This is a genomic window from Actinoalloteichus fjordicus (assembly GCF_001941625.1).
GTDB classification, from domain to species: domain Bacteria; phylum Actinomycetota; class Actinomycetes; order Mycobacteriales; family Pseudonocardiaceae; genus Actinoalloteichus_A; species Actinoalloteichus_A fjordicus.
Genome location: NZ_CP016076.1, coordinates 1,133,054 through 1,153,484 on the forward strand (window position 1 = coordinate 1,133,054; position 20,431 = coordinate 1,153,484).

The 20,431-nt window shown below is 67.1% G+C and carries 15 protein-coding genes; 9 read left to right on the forward strand and 6 right to left on the reverse strand.

Annotated elements, in window-relative coordinates:
* Positions 1–52 precede the first annotated feature (52 nt).
* Positions 53–313, reverse strand: a complete 261-nt coding sequence (locus UA74_RS33325) for a hypothetical protein (RefSeq protein WP_232237634.1) — start codon at positions 311–313, stop codon at positions 53–55.
* Here UA74_RS33325 and UA74_RS05220 point away from each other — a divergent pair.
* The 5 genes from UA74_RS05220 to UA74_RS05240 all read left to right on the forward strand — a co-directional run bounded on the left by UA74_RS05220 (position 275) and on the right by UA74_RS05240 (position 7,902).
* Positions 275–1,111: an amidinotransferase gene (locus UA74_RS05220; protein ID WP_232237635.1), complete on the forward strand. Its 837-nt coding sequence runs from the start codon at positions 275–277 to the stop codon at positions 1,109–1,111. The genes UA74_RS33325 and UA74_RS05220 overlap by 39 nt on opposite strands.
* Positions 1,108–4,260, forward strand: a complete 3,153-nt coding sequence (locus UA74_RS05225; RefSeq protein ID WP_075739279.1) for a non-ribosomal peptide synthetase — start codon at positions 1,108–1,110, stop codon at positions 4,258–4,260. Before UA74_RS05220 ends, UA74_RS05225 begins: the two co-directional genes overlap by 4 nt.
* Before the next feature lie 18 nt (positions 4,261–4,278).
* The gene (locus UA74_RS05230; RefSeq protein ID WP_198042932.1) at positions 4,279–5,319 is read left to right on the forward strand and encodes a fatty acid desaturase; all 1,041 of its coding nucleotides are present in this window, start codon (positions 4,279–4,281) and stop codon (positions 5,317–5,319) included.
* Between the two features lie 90 nt (positions 5,320–5,409).
* On the forward strand, positions 5,410–6,993 hold the full coding sequence (locus tag UA74_RS05235; protein WP_075763926.1) for an amino acid adenylation domain-containing protein: 1,584 nt from the start codon (positions 5,410–5,412) through the stop codon (positions 6,991–6,993).
* A gap of 99 nt (positions 6,994–7,092) precedes the next feature.
* On the forward strand, positions 7,093–7,902 hold the full coding sequence (locus tag UA74_RS05240) for a mycofactocin-coupled SDR family oxidoreductase (protein ID WP_075739282.1): 810 nt from the start codon (positions 7,093–7,095) through the stop codon (positions 7,900–7,902).
* Here the strand turns inward: UA74_RS05240 and UA74_RS05245 are convergent.
* A complete protein-coding gene (locus UA74_RS05245) occupies positions 7,895–8,944 on the reverse strand; it encodes a methyltransferase (RefSeq protein WP_075739283.1) in 1,050 nt (349 codons plus the stop codon). The genes UA74_RS05240 and UA74_RS05245 overlap by 8 nt on opposite strands.
* A gap of 76 nt (positions 8,945–9,020) precedes the next feature.
* Positions 9,021–9,233 (reverse strand): MbtH family protein, encoded by a 213-nt coding sequence (locus UA74_RS05250; RefSeq protein ID WP_075739284.1) that lies wholly within the window; start codon positions 9,231–9,233, stop codon positions 9,021–9,023.
* A 290-nt stretch (positions 9,234–9,523) separates the two neighbouring features.
* Here UA74_RS05250 and UA74_RS05255 point away from each other — a divergent pair, with 290 nt between their 5' ends.
* On the forward strand, positions 9,524–10,306 hold the full coding sequence (locus tag UA74_RS05255; protein WP_198042933.1) for a class I SAM-dependent methyltransferase: 783 nt from the start codon (positions 9,524–9,526) through the stop codon (positions 10,304–10,306).
* Positions 10,307–10,331: 25 nt separating this feature from the next.
* Here the strand turns inward: UA74_RS05255 and UA74_RS05260 are convergent, their stop codons facing one another.
* Both UA74_RS05260 and UA74_RS05265 read right to left on the reverse strand, forming a co-directional pair.
* Complete coding sequence (locus UA74_RS05260) at positions 10,332–11,456, reverse strand: pyridoxal phosphate-dependent aminotransferase (protein ID WP_198042934.1); 1,125 nt, start codon at positions 11,454–11,456, stop codon at positions 10,332–10,334.
* Between the two features lies 1 nt (position 11,457).
* Positions 11,458–12,522 carry a fatty acid desaturase family protein gene (locus UA74_RS05265; protein WP_232237636.1) on the reverse strand — a complete coding sequence of 355 codons (1,065 nt, stop codon included), beginning with the start codon at positions 12,520–12,522 and terminating at the stop codon, positions 11,458–11,460.
* A 36-nt stretch (positions 12,523–12,558) separates the two neighbouring features.
* Between UA74_RS05265 and UA74_RS05270 the strand changes: the two genes are divergently transcribed.
* The 3 genes from UA74_RS05270 (at position 12,559) to UA74_RS05280 (ending at position 18,772) form a co-directional block, all read left to right on the forward strand.
* Positions 12,559–14,271, forward strand: coding sequence for a condensation domain-containing protein (locus tag UA74_RS05270; RefSeq protein WP_083682940.1), 1,713 nt, complete (start codon positions 12,559–12,561; stop codon positions 14,269–14,271).
* Positions 14,272–14,410: 139 nt separating this feature from the next.
* Complete coding sequence (locus tag UA74_RS05275; protein ID WP_232237805.1) at positions 14,411–17,215, forward strand: condensation domain-containing protein; 2,805 nt, start codon at positions 14,411–14,413, stop codon at positions 17,213–17,215.
* 60 nt (positions 17,216–17,275) lie between these two features.
* A complete protein-coding gene (locus UA74_RS05280) occupies positions 17,276–18,772 on the forward strand; it encodes an AMP-binding protein (RefSeq protein ID WP_075739290.1) in 1,497 nt (498 codons plus the stop codon).
* A gap of 42 nt (positions 18,773–18,814) precedes the next feature.
* Here UA74_RS05280 and UA74_RS05285 read toward each other — a convergent pair whose 3' ends face one another.
* On the reverse strand, positions 18,815–19,885 hold the full coding sequence (locus UA74_RS05285; protein ID WP_232237637.1) for a chlorinating enzyme: 1,071 nt from the start codon (positions 19,883–19,885) through the stop codon (positions 18,815–18,817).
* Positions 19,886–20,431 lie beyond the last annotated feature (546 nt).

Sequence of the window (20,431 nt, forward strand, 5' to 3'; positions counted from 1 at the left end):
AGATACTGCGGTGCATGATTTAGACCATGCTCTTGGCACGGCGACTGCGGCGTCAAGCCCGGTCGAGTGTTACAACGAATGGGACCCGCTCGAGGAAGTTATTGTTGGAATTGTCGACAATGCCCATTTTCCGCCATGGCATGTCGCCGTCGGCGCGCCGCTGTCGGCGGCGCAACGCGAGATCTTCCAGCAGCGGGCCGGGCAGCCGTTCCCGGCCGACCAGGTGGCCGCCGCGCGTGATGAGCTCGATCAGCTCGCGGAGATCCTCGAAAGCATGGGCGTCGTGGTGCGTCGGCCGGAACCGCGTGATCACTCTGCCTCCTATGGCGTTCCCGGCTGGTCGAGCACCGGGCTGTACGACGCCATGCCGCGGGACCTGTTGCTCGTCGTCGGTGACGAGATCATCGAAGCGCCGATGGCATGGCGGTCGCGGTACCACTCTGTGTCGGCGTTCCGACCACTGCTGAAGGACTACTTCCGGCGCGGGGCGCGGTGGACTTCGGCGCCGAAGCCCGAGCTGCACGATGACCTGTACGTGGAAGACTGGACGGATCAGCCCGACGGCGAGCCGTTCCGTTCGGTGATCACGGAGTACGAGCCGACCTTCGACGCGGCCGACTTCATGCGCTTCGGCCGGGACATCTTCGCCCAGCGCAGCCACGTCACCAACGGGATGGGCATCGAATGGTTGCGCAGGCACCTCGGTGACGACTATCGCGTCCACGAGGTCACGCTCGAGGACGACCACCCGATGCACATCGACGCGAGCCTGGTGCCGCTCGCTCCAGGGAAGCTGCTCATCCAGGCCGAGCGGGTGCCGGAGGTGCCCAGCCTGTTGAAGGACTGGGAGGTGCGAGTCGCGCCCACGCCGGTCATACCCGACAGCCACCCGTTGTACATGACCAGCAAGTGGATCAACATGAACGTGCTGATGATCGACGAGGAGCACATGCTCGTGGAGGCCCAGGACGTGCCGATGCAGCGGCTGGCCGAGAGCTGGGGCATCACTCCGGTCCCCTGTCCGTTCCGCAACTTCAACAGCTTCGGTGGTTCGTTCCATTGCGCGACGACCGACGTTCGCCGCCGTGGCGAGTTGCGGTCCTACTTGTGAAGCCGGTGGGGCGCCTGGTGCACCGGCTCATCGAGGCGCAGGCCGAGCAGACCCCGGACGCGGTGGCAGTGGTCTGGGATGGCGGGACCTACACCTTCCGCCAACTCGATCAGCGGGCCACCGTGCTCGCCACCCTGCTCGTCGAGCGCGGTGTTCGGCCAGAACGCCTGGTAGGCGTGAGCATGGAGCCGTCGCCCCTGCTCCTCGTGGCGATGTTCGCGATCTGGAAGGCAGGCGGGGCCTACGTCCCCATCGACGCGTCGCTGCCGCGCGACGTCGCCGAGGGCATGGTCTCCGACGCAGGAGTGACCTTGCTGATCGGCAATGGTCCCGTCGCGGTGGATCTCGCCGGGGTGCATACGATCGATCTCGACGGCCTCGACCTGTCGAGTCCGCCCACGGCCCTGCCGTCAGTAGAGCTGCACCCGTCTAACCTCGCGTACTGCGTGTTCACGTCGGGCTCGACGGGTAAGCCCAAGCTGGTCGCGGCCGCGCACGCGAGCTTCGTCAACCACGCGCGGGCGCTGCGCGACCAACTGTCGCTGGGCCCACAGGATCGTTCGCTGCAGTCCACGGCGATGGCCTTCGACGCCGCGCTCGAGGAGATCCTCCCGGCGTGGCTGGCCGGAGGCGCGGTGGTGATGCCGGCACAGAGCAAGTTCACCAGCTGGGAGTTCACCGGGCTCATCGAGCGGCTGTCGGTGACGATGGTCAGCCTGCCCAGCGCCTACTGGCACCTGTGGGTCGACGACCTGGTGGCAGGCGTGGTGAGCCTGCCGCCGAGCCTGCGCACCGTGTTCATCGGCGGCGACAAGATCCTCGTCGACAAGCTGACGGCCTGGTACGGCGTTCCGGGTGCGGAACGGATCAACTGGGTGTCGGACTACGGGCCGACCGAGACGTCGATCAGCGTCGCCCTGCACCATCCCGCCCGCGACGGCATCGGCGGCTCCGACGGTTCCGACTATGCCCTGGTGTCGCTCGGCCGTGCGTTCGCGCAGGCAGCGCTGTACATCCTCGACGACGAGTTGCGGCTCGTGCCCGACGGCGAGCCCGGCGATCTGTGGGTGGGCGGCCCGCCGGTGACCCGCGGCTACTACGGAGCTCCGGCGATGACAGCCGACCGCTACCGTCCGGACCCGCAAGGGTCGTCCGGTGCGCGGATGTACCGGACCGGCGATCGCGCCGCCCGGATGCCCGATGGCACGCTCTCCTTCCTCGGCCGTTCCGATCGCCAGGTGAAGATCCGCGGGCAGCGGGTGGAACTCGGCCAGGTGGAGAGCGCGCTGCATCAACTCGACGGCGTGACGGACGCCGTGGCCGTCGTGGTCCAGAACCGGACTGCGGGGTCGTCCCTCGTCGCGTACGTCGAGACCGGGCCCGACGTCTCGGAGGCCGAGATCAAGGCCCGCCTGGTCGAGCGGCTGCCCGAATCCGCGCTGCCGACGCACATCGTGCTGCTGGACAAGATCCCGCGTTCGCCGCTGAACGGGAAGGTGTCACGAGCCGCCTTGCCGTCGATCGGCGAGGCACGAGCCTGCCGTCTCGACGTCGCGGCCATGACCACGCTCGAACGCGCGGTCGCCATGGTCGTCGCCGACGTTCTCGGCGTGTCGGTCAGCGACCGACACGAGGACGTCTTCTCCATCGGCGGGGACTCGCTGCAGGGTATGCAGATCCTGAGCCGGGTCGCCGAGGTGACCGGTGTGGCACTGACCTTCACCCAGTTCCGCGCGGCCCCGCACGTCGCCGGGATCGCCGCGTCGGTGACGCGGCTCCGCGGCGCAGGCGCCGCCGAGTACGCGATCGCTCCCGCCGCGAACCGCGAGGAGTGGCAGCCCGCGTCGCGTGGACAGCAGGCGCTCTGGTACCTCGACAAGGTGCACCGAGGTGCGCCCCTGTACGCGATCCCGGTCTGCTATCGGATCCGCGGACCGCTCGACATCGAACGCCTGGACGCCGCCCTGACCGCCATCGTCACCCGGCACGAGGCACTGCGGACGGTGCTGGTCCAGAAGGGCGGCACGGTGTGGCAACACGTCCGCCCCGCCGAGCCGGTCCGGACCGAGGTCGTCCGCGCCGACGACTTCACCGACGCCGCCGAGCGCGTCCAGACCGCGGCCGGGGGCACCTTCGACCTGGGCACGGGACCGCTGCTGCGCTCGTCGGCGTTCCAGTTCGACGGCGAGTGGTTGTGGCTGCTCGACGTGCACCACGCGGTGTTCGATGCCTGGTCGCTGGCCGTGTTCTGGCACGAACTCGCGGCGCTCTACGAGGGCCGACCGCTGCCGGACGTCGCCGTGCAGTACGCCGACTACGTCGTGTGGCAGCAACGCTGGTTGGCGGGGCCGGAGGCGGCAGCGCAGCGGGCGTACTGGTCGACACAGCTGACGGGCGCCCCTGAGCCTGCGCAGCTGGGAACGGGGCGAGCGGCCGGGGCCCGCGTGGGCACGGACGGCTTCGCCCTGCGGTTGCCGCCCTCGGCCATCGACACCGCGGCCGTCAAGCGCGTTGCCCAGGAGTGTCGGTCCACTCCGTACACCGTCCTTCTCGCGTCCTTCTTCCTCGCCCTCAGCCGTGCGATCGGCACGGACGAGCCGGTAGTCGGCCTGCCGGTCGCCTGCCGTAACCGACCAGGTACCGAGAACATCATCGGATACCTCGTGAACACGGTCGCGGTGCGCGCCCGGTTGAACCGGGCCATGAGTTTTCGCGATGTGGTCGCCGACGTCGACGCGGCAATGGCCGAAGCCCTGACGAACCAGGACCTGCCCTTCGCCGATGCAGCCGATGGAGCGTCGCGCAGCGCCCGAGCAGGCGCTCCGCCGATCTTCCAGGCGATGTTCGGGTTCCAGTCCACACCGCTCGACAGCCTCGACGGCATCGCGGGACTGACCATCGTCGAGCACTTCGTGCACTCCGGAACAGCCAAGACGGCACTGACCTGGACGGCGCGCAACGAAGCGACCGGTCTGGTCGGCGAGATCGAGTACGCCGCCGACGCCTTCGACACGGAGTCCGCCGCGCAGTGGCAGGCCGACCTGATGGCCACCCTGGACGCGGCGCTGGCCGAACCGGACCAGTCGATCGGCACGCTCCTCGACAGGTCCGTGCGGTGTGATCCCGGCTCTGTAGAACGTATCGGTTGAGTTGGAGAGGATCTGATCATGTCGCCGACTTTCTCTGACACCATGTCCGGTGGTCGAGGGGCTCGACATCGGTTCGCTCCGGAGATTCTCGACGCCGTCCGCGTCGCGTCTCGCCCGGACAACTGGCGCGGTCCCACCGAACTCGCCCGGCACTGGTTCTGGATCGCGTTCTGGTGTGCGGCGTCGGTGTGGACCTTCAACAACTGGACGCTCTGGGCGTCAATCCCGGTGTACCTGCTCGCTGCCTTCTTCATCGGCGGCCGCCAGCGCGCGGTGGCGGGTGTGCTGCACATGGCCACGCACCGTGCGTTCATGGCCAACCATCGGGTCGGCAGCGTCCTGGGCGCCGTCTTCGGCGGGTACCCGGTGCTGCAGAGCTTCACCGCGTACCGCGCATCGCATCTCGGCGAACACCACGGCCGCTTGGGCGACCCGGAGCGCGATCCCGACTACCGCCAGTACAAGGACAACGGCCTGTGCGGCGACAACCTGGGTCGCCCGGCGTTGAACCGCTATCTGCGCAAGGTGGTAGGCCCGAGGTCCACCGGCTCGTACATCCTCTACCTGCTGCGGCACCGGATCTGGTCGAGGGACGAGGCGCCGTTCGAGCGCGCCCTGCGCATCACCTTGCTCGTCGCCGTGCTGGCGTGGGCGGTGGTCGCCAACTGGTGGCTGTGGTTGATCCTGCTCTGGTTCGTTCCGCTGGTGACCACGCAGGTCTGGATCGGCGCGGTAGCCGAGTTGATGGAGCACTTCCCGCTCATCGAGAACGCGCCGCGCATAGACCTCTACATGTCGTGGAACCGGGACTACGGGTTCTGGACTCGTTTCCTGTTCGGCGAGACCGACGGCGAAGGATTCCACCTGGTCCATCACCTGTTTCCCAGGACGCCGATGTGGCGCCTGCGTGAGGTCGACGCCATCCTCGCGAAGGACCCGGTGTACGCCGCGCTTCCTCGGCTCAGCGGGGTGCTCGGTGGCATGGTGCAGATCTACCGGTCGCTGCCGCCGACCCCACGTCGACGCCCGCAGACGGGCGCGGTTCCGACAACCACGTAGTCGCGCCGCAGGGCCACAGCTCGCCGCGCTGAGATACGGATATACGGCGAACTCCACCTTCTTCCCCGGTGAGGAACCACATTGGATCACATGAGCGGCTCGACCTCGTTGGTCTCGCGGTTCGAACGACAGGCCGGATCCACGCCGGCGGCGATCGCGATCGACGACGCTGGTCAGCGTGTCACCTACCAGCAGCTCGACGCATGGTCGGACGAGGTCTGCGCCGAGCTGATGGCGGCCGGGGTCGTACCCGGCGGTCTCGTCGGAGTGCTGCTGCCCCGTGACTCGCGTTGGATCGCCGCGATCCTGGGCGTGCTGAAGACCGGCTGCGGTTACGTGCCCCTCGATCCGATGTATCCGGCCGAGCGACTGGCCATGATGGCGTCGGATTCGGCGCTCACACTGGTCCTCGGCGAATCCTCGGGGACGGAACCGGTCCTGGGCCTGCCGTGTGTGGCGATGCCTGCCCCGACTGCGCAGGGTCGGTCGACGGCCCACCCGCCCGTCGGCCCCGACGCACCGGCGTACGTCATCTACACGTCGGGTTCGACCGGGCGGCCGAAGGGGGTGCCGATCAGGCACCGCAACGTGCTCGCTCTCCTGGACGCCGCCCGCGCTCGAATGCCGTTCGCGGCCACCGACGTCTGGTCCTTGTTCCACTCCTTCAGTTTCGACTTCTCGGTATGGGAGATGTGGGGGCCGTTGCTGTCGGGCGCCCGCATCGTCCTCGTCCCGCAGAATGTGCGGCTGGACCCGCAGGAGTTCGTCTCCTTCCTGGCGAGTTCCGGTGTCACCGTGTGCAACATGGTTCCGTCGATCTTCCGGCATCTCGTCGCGTCGGGTGACGGTCCGCAGGACGAGCTGGCGCTGCGCCAGGTCGTCTTCGGTGGTGAGGCGGTCGACCCGGTGTCGGTCTCGGAGTGGCTGTCGGCACTGCCCGCCGACCGCCGCCCGGCAATCGCGAACATGTACGGGATCACCGAGTCGACCGTGCACGTGACGCTGCGACAGATGACGGCAGCCGATTTCTCGCGCTCCGCGCCGGGAACCCTCATCGGCACGCCGCTGTCCCACGTGCGGATGCGACTGGTGGACTCGCAGCTGCGGCCGGTCGAGCCAGGGGACGTCGGCGAGATCCTCCTCGACGGTGCCGGGATCAGCGACGGCTATCTCGGCCGCGCGGAGCTCAACCGCGAGCGGTTCCCCACCAGGATCGGCGACGACGGATCGAGCGAACACTGCTTCCGCACCGGCGATCTCGCCAGCTGGGACGAGGCCACGGGCAGCTACGTCCACCGCGGCCGCATCGATGATCAGGTGCAGCTGCGCGGTCACCGCATCGAGTTGGGCGAGGTCGAGGCGTCGCTGCGAGCCTGTCCCGACGTGTTCGACGCCGCCGTGGTGCTGCACAGTCCCGCCGGGCGCGATTCGAGCCTCCTGGCCCACGTCGTCGCGGCTCCGTCCACTGCGGCCGCCCCGCACCACACGCACGAGGCGGATGACCCCGAGCACGCACACCGGGTCGTGCGGGCGATCAGGCGCAGCCTGGCCGACCTACTGCCGCACTACATGATTCCGCAGCACATCCGACTGGTCCCGACCTTGCCGACGAGCGAAAGCGGCAAGGTGGATCGCAATGCACTTGTTCCGCCTTCCCACTCGGCTGAACAGTAATATTCTATCCGGGCGGACGCATTCGACGAGAATTCCGAGAGCTGGGGGGCTCGGCTGCGTCGGCGTAGTGATTTGCCAGCATTCGACGTAAGGAGAGTTGTGTATCGTCTCGACGGCAGGGTCGCGTTCATCACTGGGATCGGCCGAGGTCAAGGGCGCAATCAGGCGGTGCGGCTGGCTTCCGAAGGTGCGGACATCATCGGTGTCGACATCTGTCGTGATGTCGAATCCGCGGCCTATTCGATGGCGTCGGAAGACGACATGGCCGAGACCGTGCGACAGGTGGAGGCACTGGGCAGGCGAGTCGTCGCCCGGGTCGCCGACGTGCGTGATGGTGCGGCGTTGCGAAAGGCCGTGCAGGAGGGAGTCGAGCAGTTCGGCAGGCTGGACTTCGTGGTGGTGAATGCAGGCATCAGCACCGCCCAGTTCGGGATGACGACGCCGGAGCAGGAAGAGCAGGCATGGAATGACGTCATCGCCGTGAACCTCACCGGGGCCTGGAACACCGTGCAGGCTGCCATCCCGTACATGGTCACTCGCGGGCGAGGCGGTTCGATCGTCTTCATCGGCTCGACCGCGGGGCTGCGTGGCCAGCGGGCGGGCGGGTACACCGCAGCCAAGCACGGCGTCGTCGGAATCATGCGTGGGCTGGCCAACGAGCTGGCCGAGGACAACATCCGCGTCAACGTCGTGCACCCTGCGGCGGTCAACACCCCGATGGCGGTCAACGAGGGGATGCAGGCGTACGTAGACGCGCAGGCCCAGCAGGGTGGGGGTGACCAGAACGTGACGCTGTTGGAGCCTTCCGACATCACCGCCGCCGTCGCGTTCCTGCTCTCGGACGAGGCCCGCTACATCACCGGCACGGACCTCCCGGTCGATGCGGGGTTCGTGAACCGCGTCAGCTAGCGCGCAGCGACAGCAGGACGCTCTGCACTTCGAGTACCTCTCGTTCGGCGAGTGCGTCGAGGTAAGCGGCCCGCTCAGCCCGCCCGACGGCCAGCAGTGAATGCGGCGGTATCCAGCGGTCGCGGACCATGTCTCGGCTCAGCGTGAACGGCGACGAACTGTCGGTCGCCGTGCTCAGGTGCCAGCTGTCCCGGTCGGGGATCATTCGGCGGAGCAGGCCGTCGAGTGACCCGTCCGCAGCGGTGATCTCCGTGTCGAACCAGACCTGTGCGACGCCTCGCTGGTCGAGAAGGTCACGAAGCGTGGTGTTGATGAAAGCGAACGCGGTGGTGCTGTCCGGAGCGTTGAACGCGATCCGCGAATAGGTGGCGGGGTCGGTGTAGGTCGTGCAGTCGCCGACGACGTACCGGGCGTCGACACCGTTGATCGCGGCGTTCGCGGTGGCGTAGGCCACTGATCGGGCGCCGATGTCGACGCCCACCCGCTGCGGATGACCCGAAGCAGCCAGTTGGGACAGGAAGCCGCTCCCACATCCCATGTCGAGGAATGATCGGCCCGGCAGATCGAGGTCTTCGACGCCTCGGAGCAGTTCGATCGATGAGGCGTGCGGCGGCATGCACCCGCCGTCGGGCCAGTCTCGGGTGAAGCCGTCCGGACCGTGCTCGAACAGCCGGTCGGAGAGGAAGAACCCGTCCTGGTACTCGGTGATGGCGACGGTGCCGCGCCTTTCGCGATCCGGAAGGATCGTGACCAGCCCGAGGTCGACGAGCAGGGCGGCGAGTTCCGGAGCCAGGAGCCTCCACCGTTCCGCCTGCACCTGTCCACCCAGGAGGAATAACTCGAACAGGACCGCGGCAGGGTCGTCGATCAGCGACACTTCTCCGAGGTGGTACAGCGAGAACCGCCCGATGTCAGACAGGACGGTGTCGCTGGACGTATCGAGCGCGAGCAGGGTCGGCAGCTGATCGGTCCGGTAGTTCGCCGCGCGGAGCAATGCGCCGAGTCGGCCGAGGGAGTCGCGCTCGGCCCAGAACGTGTCCATATGAATTGCCCCTGGTTCGGTGAAGACGGCGCCCTTGGTCGGGCCTCGATGGCGGCGGTTCTTCAGCCGGTGTCGGCTATCCGCGAGCGTCCATCGCCTGCCGCACGCTCTTGGGTCGCATGTCGGTCCAGACCTCGCCGATGTAGTCCAGGCATTCGGTCTTGCTGCCCGTGTGACCGATTTCGTTCCAGCCGGCAGGCAGCGATCGACCGGCAAGCCAGATCGAGTACTGCTCTTCCTCGTTGACTACGACCGAGTAGGTCCGGTTGTCCACGTCGTTCTCGTTCACGAGCTGCCTCCGTGTGTTCTTCAACCAACGGCATGAGCTTAGCGCCCTGCCGAGTAGGTTACTCGCGCGCCAACCGAATTAACCAGGGCGCTAGACTGTCCGCAGGCAACGACTCCGGCCCGCACTTCTTATCCTCCCACCAACCACAACCGGCCGTGGCGGCTGGATGCACGTGAATCTTACTCCCGCCCCCGACCCGCATTCCGGCTGCGATGCGACCTGGAGAGACTCAAATGGCAGAGATCGATTCGATCACGATCGACGAGATGTACACCTCCCGCCACCTCGAGGTGGCCGACCGGGCTCAGTATCGCAGTTTTGAGCCCCGGCGATCCAGCATGTTGTACGAACTGGTCGACGATCTTGACATCGGGCCGGGGGATCTCGTGCTCGATATCGGCGGGCGCGACGCGTCGCATTCACTTGCGCTGGCCAGCCTGTTCGGCTGCGATGCCGTTTCGGTGGATCCAGTGGCGAGTAACAACGAGCAGGCGCGGGCCGCCGTGGCCGAGCATCCGTTGGGCAGCAAGGTGTCGATCCGGTCCGGCATGATGGAGGAAATCCCCGCTGCCGACGGCGAGTTCGACTTCATCTTCAGCCGGGACATGTTCTTTCATGTCGTCGATGCCGACCGGGCACTGGCCGAGGCCCGGCGCGTTCTCAAGCCCGGCGGACACCTGCTGCTGTATCAGACCTTTGCCACCGACCGCCTTGAGCCGTTGGAGAGAGCCGAGCTCTACGCCGGCCTGGTCGTCGCGCCCGAGCGCATGTCGCCGGACGACTTCCAGAAGCGGGCGTCGGCGGCCGGTTTAGTCATCGAGTCGACCGACGTCATCGGCTCCGAATGGCGTGAGGCTTGGGAGGAGGACGGCGAGGGTCTGACGTCCCGGCAGCTGTTGTACGCGGCCCGACTGATCCGTAAGTCCGAGCAACTACGGGCCGAACTCGGAGATGCCGACTACCGCGTCGAACTCGCCAACGCCCTGTGGGGCGTCTACCAGATGATCGGGAAGCTCGAGCCCCGGATCTTCCTGCTGCGAAACCCTGCGGTGTCCGACCAGGACAACCCGTGACGACCGTGGCATTCGGCGCGTCCCACTAGTGTCCGCGGGCGGTGAGAAACTCCTCCATACGCTCGAAGGCCTGCGGCAGTGCCGAACGACCGAGCCCGACCCGGAACCGGTTGTCCGTGGTGTCGAAGACGGTTCCGGGCAGCAGTAGGACACGCTGGTCGCGAACCAGATCGGTGACGAAGTCCTCGACCGGGACGGGCAGCAGCAGCCGTGGAAACGCGAGCATGCCCGCCGCCGGTGCCGCCCAGGCGAACGTGTCGGGATGGCTGCCGAAGAACGACTCGGCATGGGCGAGATTGGCCTTGATGATCGTCCGGCTGCGCTCGATCAGGTGATCGTGAGCTCGCAGCGCGATCAGCGACAGGATTTCGGCAGGCGCCGAGGAACAGACCGTCGTGTAGTCCTTGAGGGTTCGGGCCGTAGCGGTGATGGCCGGGTTGCGGGTCGCGAACCACCCGATGCGCAGCCCCGCCAGGGCGTACGCCTTGGACATCACACCGACGCTGACGGCGCGCTCGTCCAGATCGCAGGCCGCCGGGAGGGTATCGGCGTCGTCGTACTCCAGATGGCGGTACACCTCGTCGGAGACGACCGTGACGCCTGCGTCGCCCGCCATCGCGAGCAGCTCGGCGAACTCGGCGTGGCTGGGCAGCGCACCGGTCGGGTTGTGCGGGAAGTTGACGAACAGTGCGCGGGTGTTCGGCTGCAGTGCCTTCCGCACGGCGTCGATGTCGAGTCGCCACCCGTTGTCGGCGTCCAGTTCGACGCCGGTGATCGTGGCGCCGAGCGACGGCGCGATCCGGTGCAGTGACTCGAAGGCAGGCCACACCACCACCGCGTGGTCTCCCGGGCCGAGCAGGGTGTGCGCGAGCAGGAACAGCGCTTCGACGGCGCCGCCCGCGCACACGGTGACCTCGGTGGCCGCGGTCTCCGGGTACTGATCGGCGATCGCCTCGCGAAGCAGTGGATGGCCGGTGGTCTCGGTGTAACCGAGTTCGAGCCCGTTCCACAATGCCCTGGTATCGGCGTCGGCCAGCTCCAGCAGGTCGCGGAGGGACAGCGGATCGACGTCGGAGGCACAGGCGAAGTACTCCACCTCAGGGTCCCACCGGCCGAAGAAGCCTTCGATCTTGCAAGGATTCGGGATCACGTCAGCTTGGGTCCTTCGTCTGGCCCTCATGCAGCAGCGACCGGCGCCGGTCGAGGAAACCGAGCATGGCAGGGACCGGGCTGATGATGCGCGGCTGAGTGGCGAGTCGTTCCTGGTGGCGGGCGTTGATCGCGGGCATCTGCGACCAGTGGGTGGCCGGACTCAGGTGGTGCTCCTGGTGGTACCCGTCGTTGAACGTGACGAGGTTGTAGAACCGGCCGTAGTGGCTGACCGAGTCGGTCATGCGGGAGTCCGGGTTCGCACCGTAGTGACGGTAGTAGTTCTGCACGTTCACCAGCGTCAGTGCGCAGAAGAACGCAGGCAGGTAGACCAGCACCGTCCACTGCCAGGAGATCACCGCTAAGCCGACCAGCGCCAGGCAGTGGGCGGCCCGATCGATTTGGATCTGACGCAGTTCCCGCCTGTTCCGGTCCGGCTTCTTGGAAGCCAGCGCGAGTAGATTCTCCTCGCGTGCACCGACCCGCCACAGTCGAACGACCATCGCCAGCTCCCTGGCCCGGCTGATAATCGAATCCACGGCCCCGCGCAACGCGTAGGACACGAGCGGCTCGTGTTGGCCATTCTTGCCGTGGCGGTACGTCGACGAACGATCGCGGGTCGATTGACCGTCCTCGGGGCGGTCATTGTTGTACCGGTGGTGGTTGCGGACATGCGTCAACTCGTACGCCTGAACCGACTGGCCGATGTTCACCGAGTTGATGATCGACACGACCGCGTTGAGCTTGCTGCTCACGAACCAGGGCATGTGGGTGAACAGGTGGGATACGACAATGGTGTTGTAGGCCATCATGGCGGTGAGCAGGACTCCACCGGTGATTCGCCCCGCGAGCGGCATGAGGTTCCAGGTGCTCGCCAGCGTGAACGTGATGGCGAACTGCGCGACGCTGATAGCCGCCAGTATCGCGTCTTTGCGGCTGTGCTTCCAGATTGCCATTGACCGCCAATCCTCGGCGAAGTCGGGATCGAGCTGGGTGTCGAAGAGGCCCGGTGTTTGATCGAGGATGGTACCGGCTGGGTGGCAGCGCGGGTAGTGTCCTGACTTCATACGACTTCGGTCCCACCGGTGTGGCGAAGGGCGGAGATGACAACACATGACCAGGTGGGGGCGCATTCCCCGCAGATCGAGGGCGCGGTCCCATTGATCGATCGAACGACCGACACACTCCCCATCGGCCCGCTGCAAGAGGGCCTGTGGGTGTTCTGGCAACTGAACCCGGCCAGCGCGGCGTACAACCTCCCCGAGACCCTCCACGTCGAGGGCGAGTTCGATCTGGACGCCATCCGGTTCGCATTCGACGAGACGGTGCGGCGGCACGAGGCACTGCGCACGACATTCCATGAGACCGAGTCCGGTGTCGTCCAGGTCGTGTCAAGCGACCCGGGTCCGCTGCCCGTCACGGTCACCGACCTTCGCGACGTGCCGGCGGCCGAGCACGCGGACCGGCTCGCCGCCACTCTCTATGACGAGGCGAATGCGCCGTTCGACCTGGCTGCGGACCTGCCGATCAGGCTCGCCGTCATCCGCGTCGCCGAGGAGCGCACGTCGCTCCTCATCACCACCCACCACATCGCGTGTGATGGACCGTCGTTATCGCGTGTGCTCGAGGATTTCGAGGCGTTCCACCAGGCGGCACGACGCGGGACTCTTCCGGATCTCCCGCCCGCTCCCCCCGGCTACACCGAGTTGGTCCGGCAGCAACTCGCCGCGCTCGCGGGGCAGGGACTCCGCGATGAGCTCGACTACTGGCGAGACCGGCTCGCAGGCGCACGTGGCAGCGTGCTGCCGGGTGACGGCGGCAGCAGGTCGACGGAGGGCACCCATCGAACCTCTTCCGTGTCGACCGTCCTCCAGCCCGAACTCGCGGCCGAGGTGCTCGACTACGCCCGCCGATCGCGGGCCACCCCGTTCACCGTTCTGCTCTGCACGATGCAGATCATGATCGCCCACGCGTCGAAGGACCGTGAGGTGGTGCTGGGCACCGCGACGGAAGGGCGGTCGCGACGGTTCGTGGACACGGTCGGGATGCTCGTGAACACCCTCGTGATCAAGTCGACGATCGACACGTCTGCCTCCTTCGCGGCCGTGCTCGAAGCCGTGTCCCTCGACGTGATGGACGCGCTCGACTATCAGGATCTGCCTTACAGCCGCGCGATCGCCGAGCTCGACGGCTCCGGCCGAGGATCGGGCGACGACCTGATCAAAACCATGTTCACCGCAGGTGCGAAGGGCGGGTCCGCAGCCCGTAGCGAACGGGAGTCCGGAGTTCCGGCATACCGGGTCGAGGGCCCGTTCGACGTCATCACGTGGACCTATATCGAGGGTTCCGTGGTCGTCCTCGACTGGGAGTTCGCGCTGCGTTCGTACTCGCGCGAGACCGCAGCGGGTTACCGGGACGCCTACCAGGAGATCCTGGCCGCGTTGGTGCGCGATCCCGAGGCGCCGATCGATTCTCTCGGGCTGACCGACGTGCTTACCCGATTCGTCCCTGACGCGTCCCCGACTACGGTCGCCGGCTCGGCTGAGTCCGTGGCGTCCGACGCGGGAACGGCCGACGGGGCCGACGACACGACCCTGTCACCGGTCGAGACGGCCGTCGCGGCTATCTGGGCCGAGTTCCTGGAGGTCCCGGTCGAGTCGCCGTTCGACGACTTCTTCCAGCTCGGCGGCCATTCGATGGTGGCGAGCCGAGTTGTGGCGGTCGTCCGCCGGAAGGTTGCGCCCGTGACCATGCGGAAGCTGTTCGATCACCCGCGACTGCGCGACTTCTGCGCCCTGCTGGACACAGGCGGGTGAGCAGGCATGGCGGACATGACGATGCGTCGCTCAAAAACTGCTTGTGTGGTGTCGCAACAGGAGCGAGTTACATGATCTCCTCTGTTAGCATCGCCCGACAGCGCGTCGACTCGATGAAGGTGATATGTCGGACTCGGTGATGCCCCAGCGACGGGACCAGGGGACCGAAGTTGTGGCGACTGAGGCCGAGCCTCGATTAGCGCCCGTCTCGGTCGGTCAGGAAGCACTCTGGTTCATCGACCAGGTGACGCCAGGCACGTCTCAATACCTGATGACCTTTCCGTTCCGGATGACCGGTGAACTCGACGTGCCCGCGCTCGAGAACGCGCTCGACCGGCTCGTCGCCCGGCACGGAGCTCTCCGGACGACGTTCGTCGAACGCGACGACCAGGTGTGTCAGGTCGTCCATGACCACGTGCGCGTGCCATTGTTCGTCGAGGACGTGGCGGGCGGCGAATCCGGGGTGCGGCAACGGCTGTTACGTGAGGCCGACCGGGGCTTCGACCTGACGACCGGCCCGCTGTTCCGGGCGACTCTGCTCAGGTGCGGCGACCGGGAACACGTGCTGGTGCTGGCTACGCACCACATCATCTTCGACGGCGGCTCTCTCGACATCGTCGTGGACGAACTCGCCGAGTTCTACGCCGACGAGCTGGGTGCGGCCTCGTCGAAGGGGCAGGCAGGCCAGTACGCCCGGTTCGCGATCGATGAGCGGGCATGGCTCGACGGGGAGGAGAGTCGCGAGGAGCTGGACTTCTGGCGCGCGACTCTCTCCGGCGCCCCGCAGCTCACGCTGCCGACCGATCGCCCCCGGTCCTCGGCTTCGTCGGTCACCGGTGATCTCGCGCAGTTCACGGTCGGCGAGCAGGAGTTCGAGGGCGTTCGCTCGCTGCTCGCGCAGGAGCGGCTCACGCCCTTCATGTTCGCCCATGCGCTGCATCATCTGGCGGTCGCGCATCTGACCGGCCTGCGGGACATCGTCGTCGGCAGCCCGGTCTCCAACCGACCCGACGGATTCCGCGACGCCGTCGGCTACTTCGTGAACATGATGGCGTTACGGGTGGACTCGTCCGGCGAGCGCACCTTTCGGGATCTGCTGCGTCAGGTGCGGGGTGCCCTGCTGGACGCCTACGAGAACCAGAGATACCCGTACGCCCGTCTGGTCTCCGCCCTCGCGACCACGGAACGCGGGTTGCGTCCTGACCTGTTCGACACCGTTCTCCTCGTGGAGTACGAGGCGTCGGGAGAGGACCGATGGGGAGGTCTCGGCGTGACGCGTCTTGAGACCGACAACAGCACGACCAAGTTCGAACTCGGCGTGTCGGTCATCTGGGGCGACCGCGGCTTCGAGACCGACATCGCGTTCCGTACGGCACTCTTCGACCGAGCGACGATCGCCTCCTTCGCCGAGCACTACCGGTCGCTCGCGCTGCGGGCCATCGCCGAACCGGATGTCGAGCTGGCGAGCCTGCTGTCGGCCGACGCCGTTCCGTTCGACCGGGAGGAACCGGTCCGACGTCTTGTCGGTGCCGGGGCGTCACCCGCGTCGCGACGTGACGCGGCGGTCTCGGGTGGGTCGTCGTCGAAGTCGCCCGCTGCGCGCCGGGCGCCGAGGAACTCCCGGGAGGAGACCTTCGCCCGGCTCGTCGCCGAGGTGCTCGGCCGGGAGTCGGTCGGGATCGACGACGACTTCTTCGAACTCGGCGGGCACTCGCTGCTGATCCCGCGTCTGGTGTCACGGGTGCGGGCGGTGTTGGGCGTGGACGTCGCGATCCGGTGGGTCTTCGAGTCGCCGACGGTGGCCGGACTCGTCGATCGCCTGGAGAACCCGGTGCCCGACTCGCCGACGCGTTCCAACGGCCATGCTTCGAGCGTCCGGACAGACAGCCGGATTCAGGTCCGGCGTCTCGTCCCCGCGTCGCCGCCCGATGAGGTGGTCTCGGGCGGGTCGTCGTCGAAGCTGTCGGCTGCGGGCCGGGCGCCGAGGAACTCCCGGGAGGAGATCCTCGCCCAGCTCTTCGCCGAGGTGCTCGACCAGGAGCTGGTCGGGATCGACGACGACTTCTTCGACCTCGGCGGGCACTCGCTGCTGATCCCGCGTCTGGTGTCACGGGTGCGGGCGGTGCTGGGGGTGGACGTCGCGATCCCGTGGCTGCTCGAGTCGCCGACGGTGGCCGGACTCGTCGATCGCCTCGGCAGCCCGGTGCCCGACGCGCTGGCGCCGCTGCTCCCACTGCGCGCGGGCGGCGACCTCGACCCGGTCTTCTTCCTGCCGCCGATCGGCGGTCTCAGCTGGGCCTATGCACGATTCCTGCCCTTCATCCCGAAGGGTCGCCCGGTCTACGGCCTGCAGGCGACGCGTCTGATCTCCGGTGCGGACCGGCCGGGAACGCTGCGGCAGGTGGCCGAGACCTATCTCGATCTCATCACCGGAGTCAGCCCAGGCAGTCCGTTGTCGCTGGTCGGATGGAGCCTCGGTGGGGTCGTCGCGCAGGAGATCGCGGTGCTGGCGCAGGAGTCCGGACGTCCGGTGCGCGATCTAGTCCTGCTCGACGCCGTTCCAAGCGTTCCTCGGGTGATTCCTGCCGACGAGGCCGTCTCCTCGGAGGCCATGGAGGCGATCACGGACTCGATCCGCGGATCCGTCGGCAGCGAAGCAGACGAGTTGACCGAGTCCCTGTTCGGCGAGCTGCTGGACACTGCCACGCACTGCTTTCGCCTGTTGGCAGCTCATCGATCCCGACCGTTCGACGGCCACACCGTCAGTTTCGAGACCGACGAGACCGGGCCGCTACGCAGCCGGATCGGGATCACGTGGACCGACCTCTCGTCCGGTGGCGTCGACACGCATCGGCTGACGTGCCTGCACAGCGAGGTCATGGACATGCCGATCGTTCGCCGGACCGGCCCCGCCGTCGCAGGCATCCTGGCGCGGCCTCGGTAAGGATCCCCGCACCCTGCCCCCGCCTCGGGCGGTCGCCGAGCATAGAGAGGGACGTGCCCAGTGAGAACGCTGCATTCCTGGTTCACTGCCACTGCTGACCGGTTACCTGATGAGATCGCGCTGGTGGTGGCCGGGCAGCAATGGACCTACGTGGAGCTCGATCGGGTCGCGCGACGCGTCGCCTCGATCGTCGCGGATACCGTGCCTCGGCGCCCGGCCCGGGTCGGGCTGCTGGCCGCGCGCAGCGTGGGGGCCTATGCGGGCTACCTCGGCGTGGTGCGCGGCGGCAACGCGGTGGTACCGATGCATGTCGATTATCCTGCCGAGAGCAACCGCCAGGTCGTGGAGGTTGCCGAGCTCGACGCCCTGATCGTCGATGACGGCCGCGACCTCGAGTTCGCGAGCGGCTTCGACCTGCCGATCATCGAGGTCGGCAGCGAGGATGCCAGACGGTTGTCCGAGGAGCGCGTGGCGGACGCCGTCGAGGACGCGGAGGACCCGGAAGACATCGCGTACATCCTGTTCACCTCGGGGTCCACCGGCGTGCCGAAGGGGGTGCCGATCCGGCATCGCAATCTCGATGCCTTCGTCCGGTACCAGCTGGACCGGTACGGCATCGGTCCCGGCTGCCGTATGTCCCAGACGTTCGGGCTGACTTTCGACCCGTCGGTGTTCGTCATGGCCGTCGCGTGGGGGAGTGGCGCCACGCTGGTGGCACCGTCGCGCGCCGAGTTGGTCGATCCGGTCGGGTTCGTCAACGATCACGCCGTGACGCACTGGTACTCGGTGCCCTCGATCGTCTCGTGGGTGCACGACGCCGGGTCGCTGGAGCCGGGCAGCCTGCCCACGCTGCGCCGCAGCCTGTTCGCGGGGGAGCAACTGACCCTGGAGCAGGCGCGCGTGTGGTCGGACGCCGCGCCCAACAGCACGATCGAGAACCTGTACGGGCCGACCGAGAGCACTATCACGGTCACCACGTACCAACTGCCTGCCGATCGAGCCGCGTGGCCGCAGACCGAGAATGCAACGGTGCCGATCGGCCCGGTGTACCCGCATCTCGAGTACCGGATCGACCCGCTGACCGGTGAGCTCCAGGTCCGAGGGCCGCAGCGGTTCGACGGGTATCTCGACCCGGCGGACAACGCAGGCCGCTTCTGGGATCCCGATGCGGCCTGCGATGCCGGCTTGGTCGGCAGTGCCGCGTGGTACCGCACCGGTGATCGCGTGGCCGACATCGACGGTGATCTCGTTCACCTGGGTCGCCTCGACGACCAGGTCAAGATCATGGGCAGGCGCCTCGAACTCGGTGACGTAGAAGCCGCGTTGCGGCAGTGGGCAGGTGTCGGTGACGTCGTCGTGGTCGCAGGCCCCGGCCCGACCGAAGACCTTCAGCTCACTGCGGTATACACCGGCGTGGCCGTCGATGCAGGCGAGTTGCGCCGCCGACTGTTCCCGAACGTGCCGAGCCACATGATTCCCGCGCGGTTCGTGCACGTGGAAGCGCTGCCGCTCAATGCCAACGGCAAGATCGACCGCAAAGCCTGCCGGGCGCTGTGACTCCGGCCGACGGACCAGCACCACAGCACCCGGCCTCGCGGACTACTGGATACGGAATGGGTAACCCCGCTGGTTCTCCGTCGCGATTCGGTTGATGCCGTAGTCGTCGACGCCGGAGACGAGCACGGCGCCGTATTTCGAGAGATCGATCTCGCCGCCGTACTCGACCACGTCATCGGTGTTCGGGTAGACCTTGACCTTGGTCGGCACGTAGCGGGCCGCGAATCCCATGCGGTAGTCCCGCACACTACCCGTGTGTGGCAGGGACGCGTGCATGAGAGTGGACCAGAAGATGACCGACTCCCCACGCTTCATGACCAGAGGGAACGCTTGAGACTCGTCCGGCTTCCAGTTGGGATCCTTCTGCAGCTGCCGGTAGTCGTAGCCGAAGAAGCCCCGCTTGATTCCTTCTTTCTCCGTGCTATTGAGCGTTTCGGGTTGGAAGTCCATGGGCTTTGACTCATCGTAGTTCATGTGGTGGTGGGTCCCCGGCATCAGCTGGAGGCAGCCGTTCTCCAGCGTCGAGTCGGTGAATGCCGTCCACACCGTGATGGTGCCACCGAACGCAGGCTCGCCGTCCTCGGACGGCCAGGCGATCTGCGGTTTCTTGCTGGCGTTCGCGAAGGTGGCTGCCTGGTGCCAGTCCGTTCCCTCGTCGCCTGCGTACTTGGGGAAGAACTCAGTACGCCAACACAGGACATCGGGGCCGAGGATCGACGCCACCCGGTCGACGATCCTGGGGTTCATGATGTGCTCCGAGAGCAGATCAAGGTCTAAATGGCGGTCATAATTCGCAATGTTGGTCGCCGAACCCCGGGCTTCGGCGTCGTAGATAGCATGGGATCGATCAACCAGTTGACGTCTAATCGACCGCCACCGCTCCTCCATCTCTTCCGGCTCGTAGATCCGGACTGGGCCGATGTAGCCCTCCCGATCGAACTGTTCGCGTTGCTCTTGAGACAAAGCGAAGTCGCCACGTGCGTCGTTGTTCGTCATCGTGATCACTTTATCATCACGGGAGCCTTGAATCACCCCGGAGAACACCGCGCATTTCATTGATTCGTCGGTGGGCGGCAGGTGGGCGTGCGCCGTGTCGAGTCGGACCTTCCGCATCGGTGACCGCCGAACGGTGCGACAGCGCCACCTCAATGGCGTGCGGCGCGTTGCCGAGGTCGCCGGTCCCTCGGTGGGCGAGCGCTGGTCTCCGGTGTGCGGTCTGCCTGCGTCGACGTGGCCGGCTTCCGCCGGTCTCGCGGATCTTTCACCATGTCGGCGGATCTCGGGTCAAGGGCCATCGTTCATCGACTCGATCGTGTGGCGAACGATGACGTCTGGATCATCGTAGGGAGTCTGGGGGCGTGCTCGGCGACGACGACCCTCGACGGCCGATCGGCTGTCGCGTTCGAGTACTTCCGGTGGTCGTGGCCGGTGCCTGCGGAGTGTGGGAGAGGCGACGCGCTTCGGGGCGGTGAACGCGAAATGGTCTCGCAAATGGGACATAGTTCCCACCCGTACTATCGGGCGCGGCCGTACCGTGGGTCACCTGACCCCTCCGCGCGGCCCTGTCGTCACTGGAGAGTGAAACCTTCTATGGACTCGTCCGCGAGCCCGGGGTCGTCTGTCGACGACCCCGTTCCCAGTCCCCCGCCCCAGTCCTCG

Excerpts from the sequence above, each read along its gene's own strand:
- UA74_RS05220 (WP_232237635.1), top strand. The coding sequence starts at position 275 with ATGGGCGTCGTGGTGCGTCGGCCGGAACCGCGTGATCACTCTGCCTCC.
- UA74_RS05230 (WP_198042932.1), top strand. The coding sequence starts at position 4,279 with ATGTCGCCGACTTTCTCTGACACCATGTCCGGTGGTCGAGGGGCTCGA.
- UA74_RS05235 (WP_075763926.1), top strand. The coding sequence starts at position 5,410 with ATGAGCGGCTCGACCTCGTTGGTCTCGCGGTTCGAACGACAGGCCGGA.
- UA74_RS05245 (WP_075739283.1), bottom strand. The coding sequence starts at position 8,944 with ATGGACACGTTCTGGGCCGAGCGCGACTCCCTCGGCCGACTCGGCGCA.
- UA74_RS05265 (WP_232237636.1), bottom strand. The coding sequence starts at position 12,522 with ATGAAGTCAGGACACTACCCGCGCTGCCACCCAGCCGGTACCATCCTC.
- UA74_RS05270 (WP_083682940.1), top strand. The coding sequence starts at position 12,559 with ATGACAACACATGACCAGGTGGGGGCGCATTCCCCGCAGATCGAGGGC.
- UA74_RS05275 (WP_232237805.1), top strand. The coding sequence starts at position 14,411 with ATGCCCCAGCGACGGGACCAGGGGACCGAAGTTGTGGCGACTGAGGCC.
- UA74_RS05285 (WP_232237637.1), bottom strand. The coding sequence starts at position 19,885 with ATGCGGAAGGTCCGACTCGACACGGCGCACGCCCACCTGCCGCCCACC.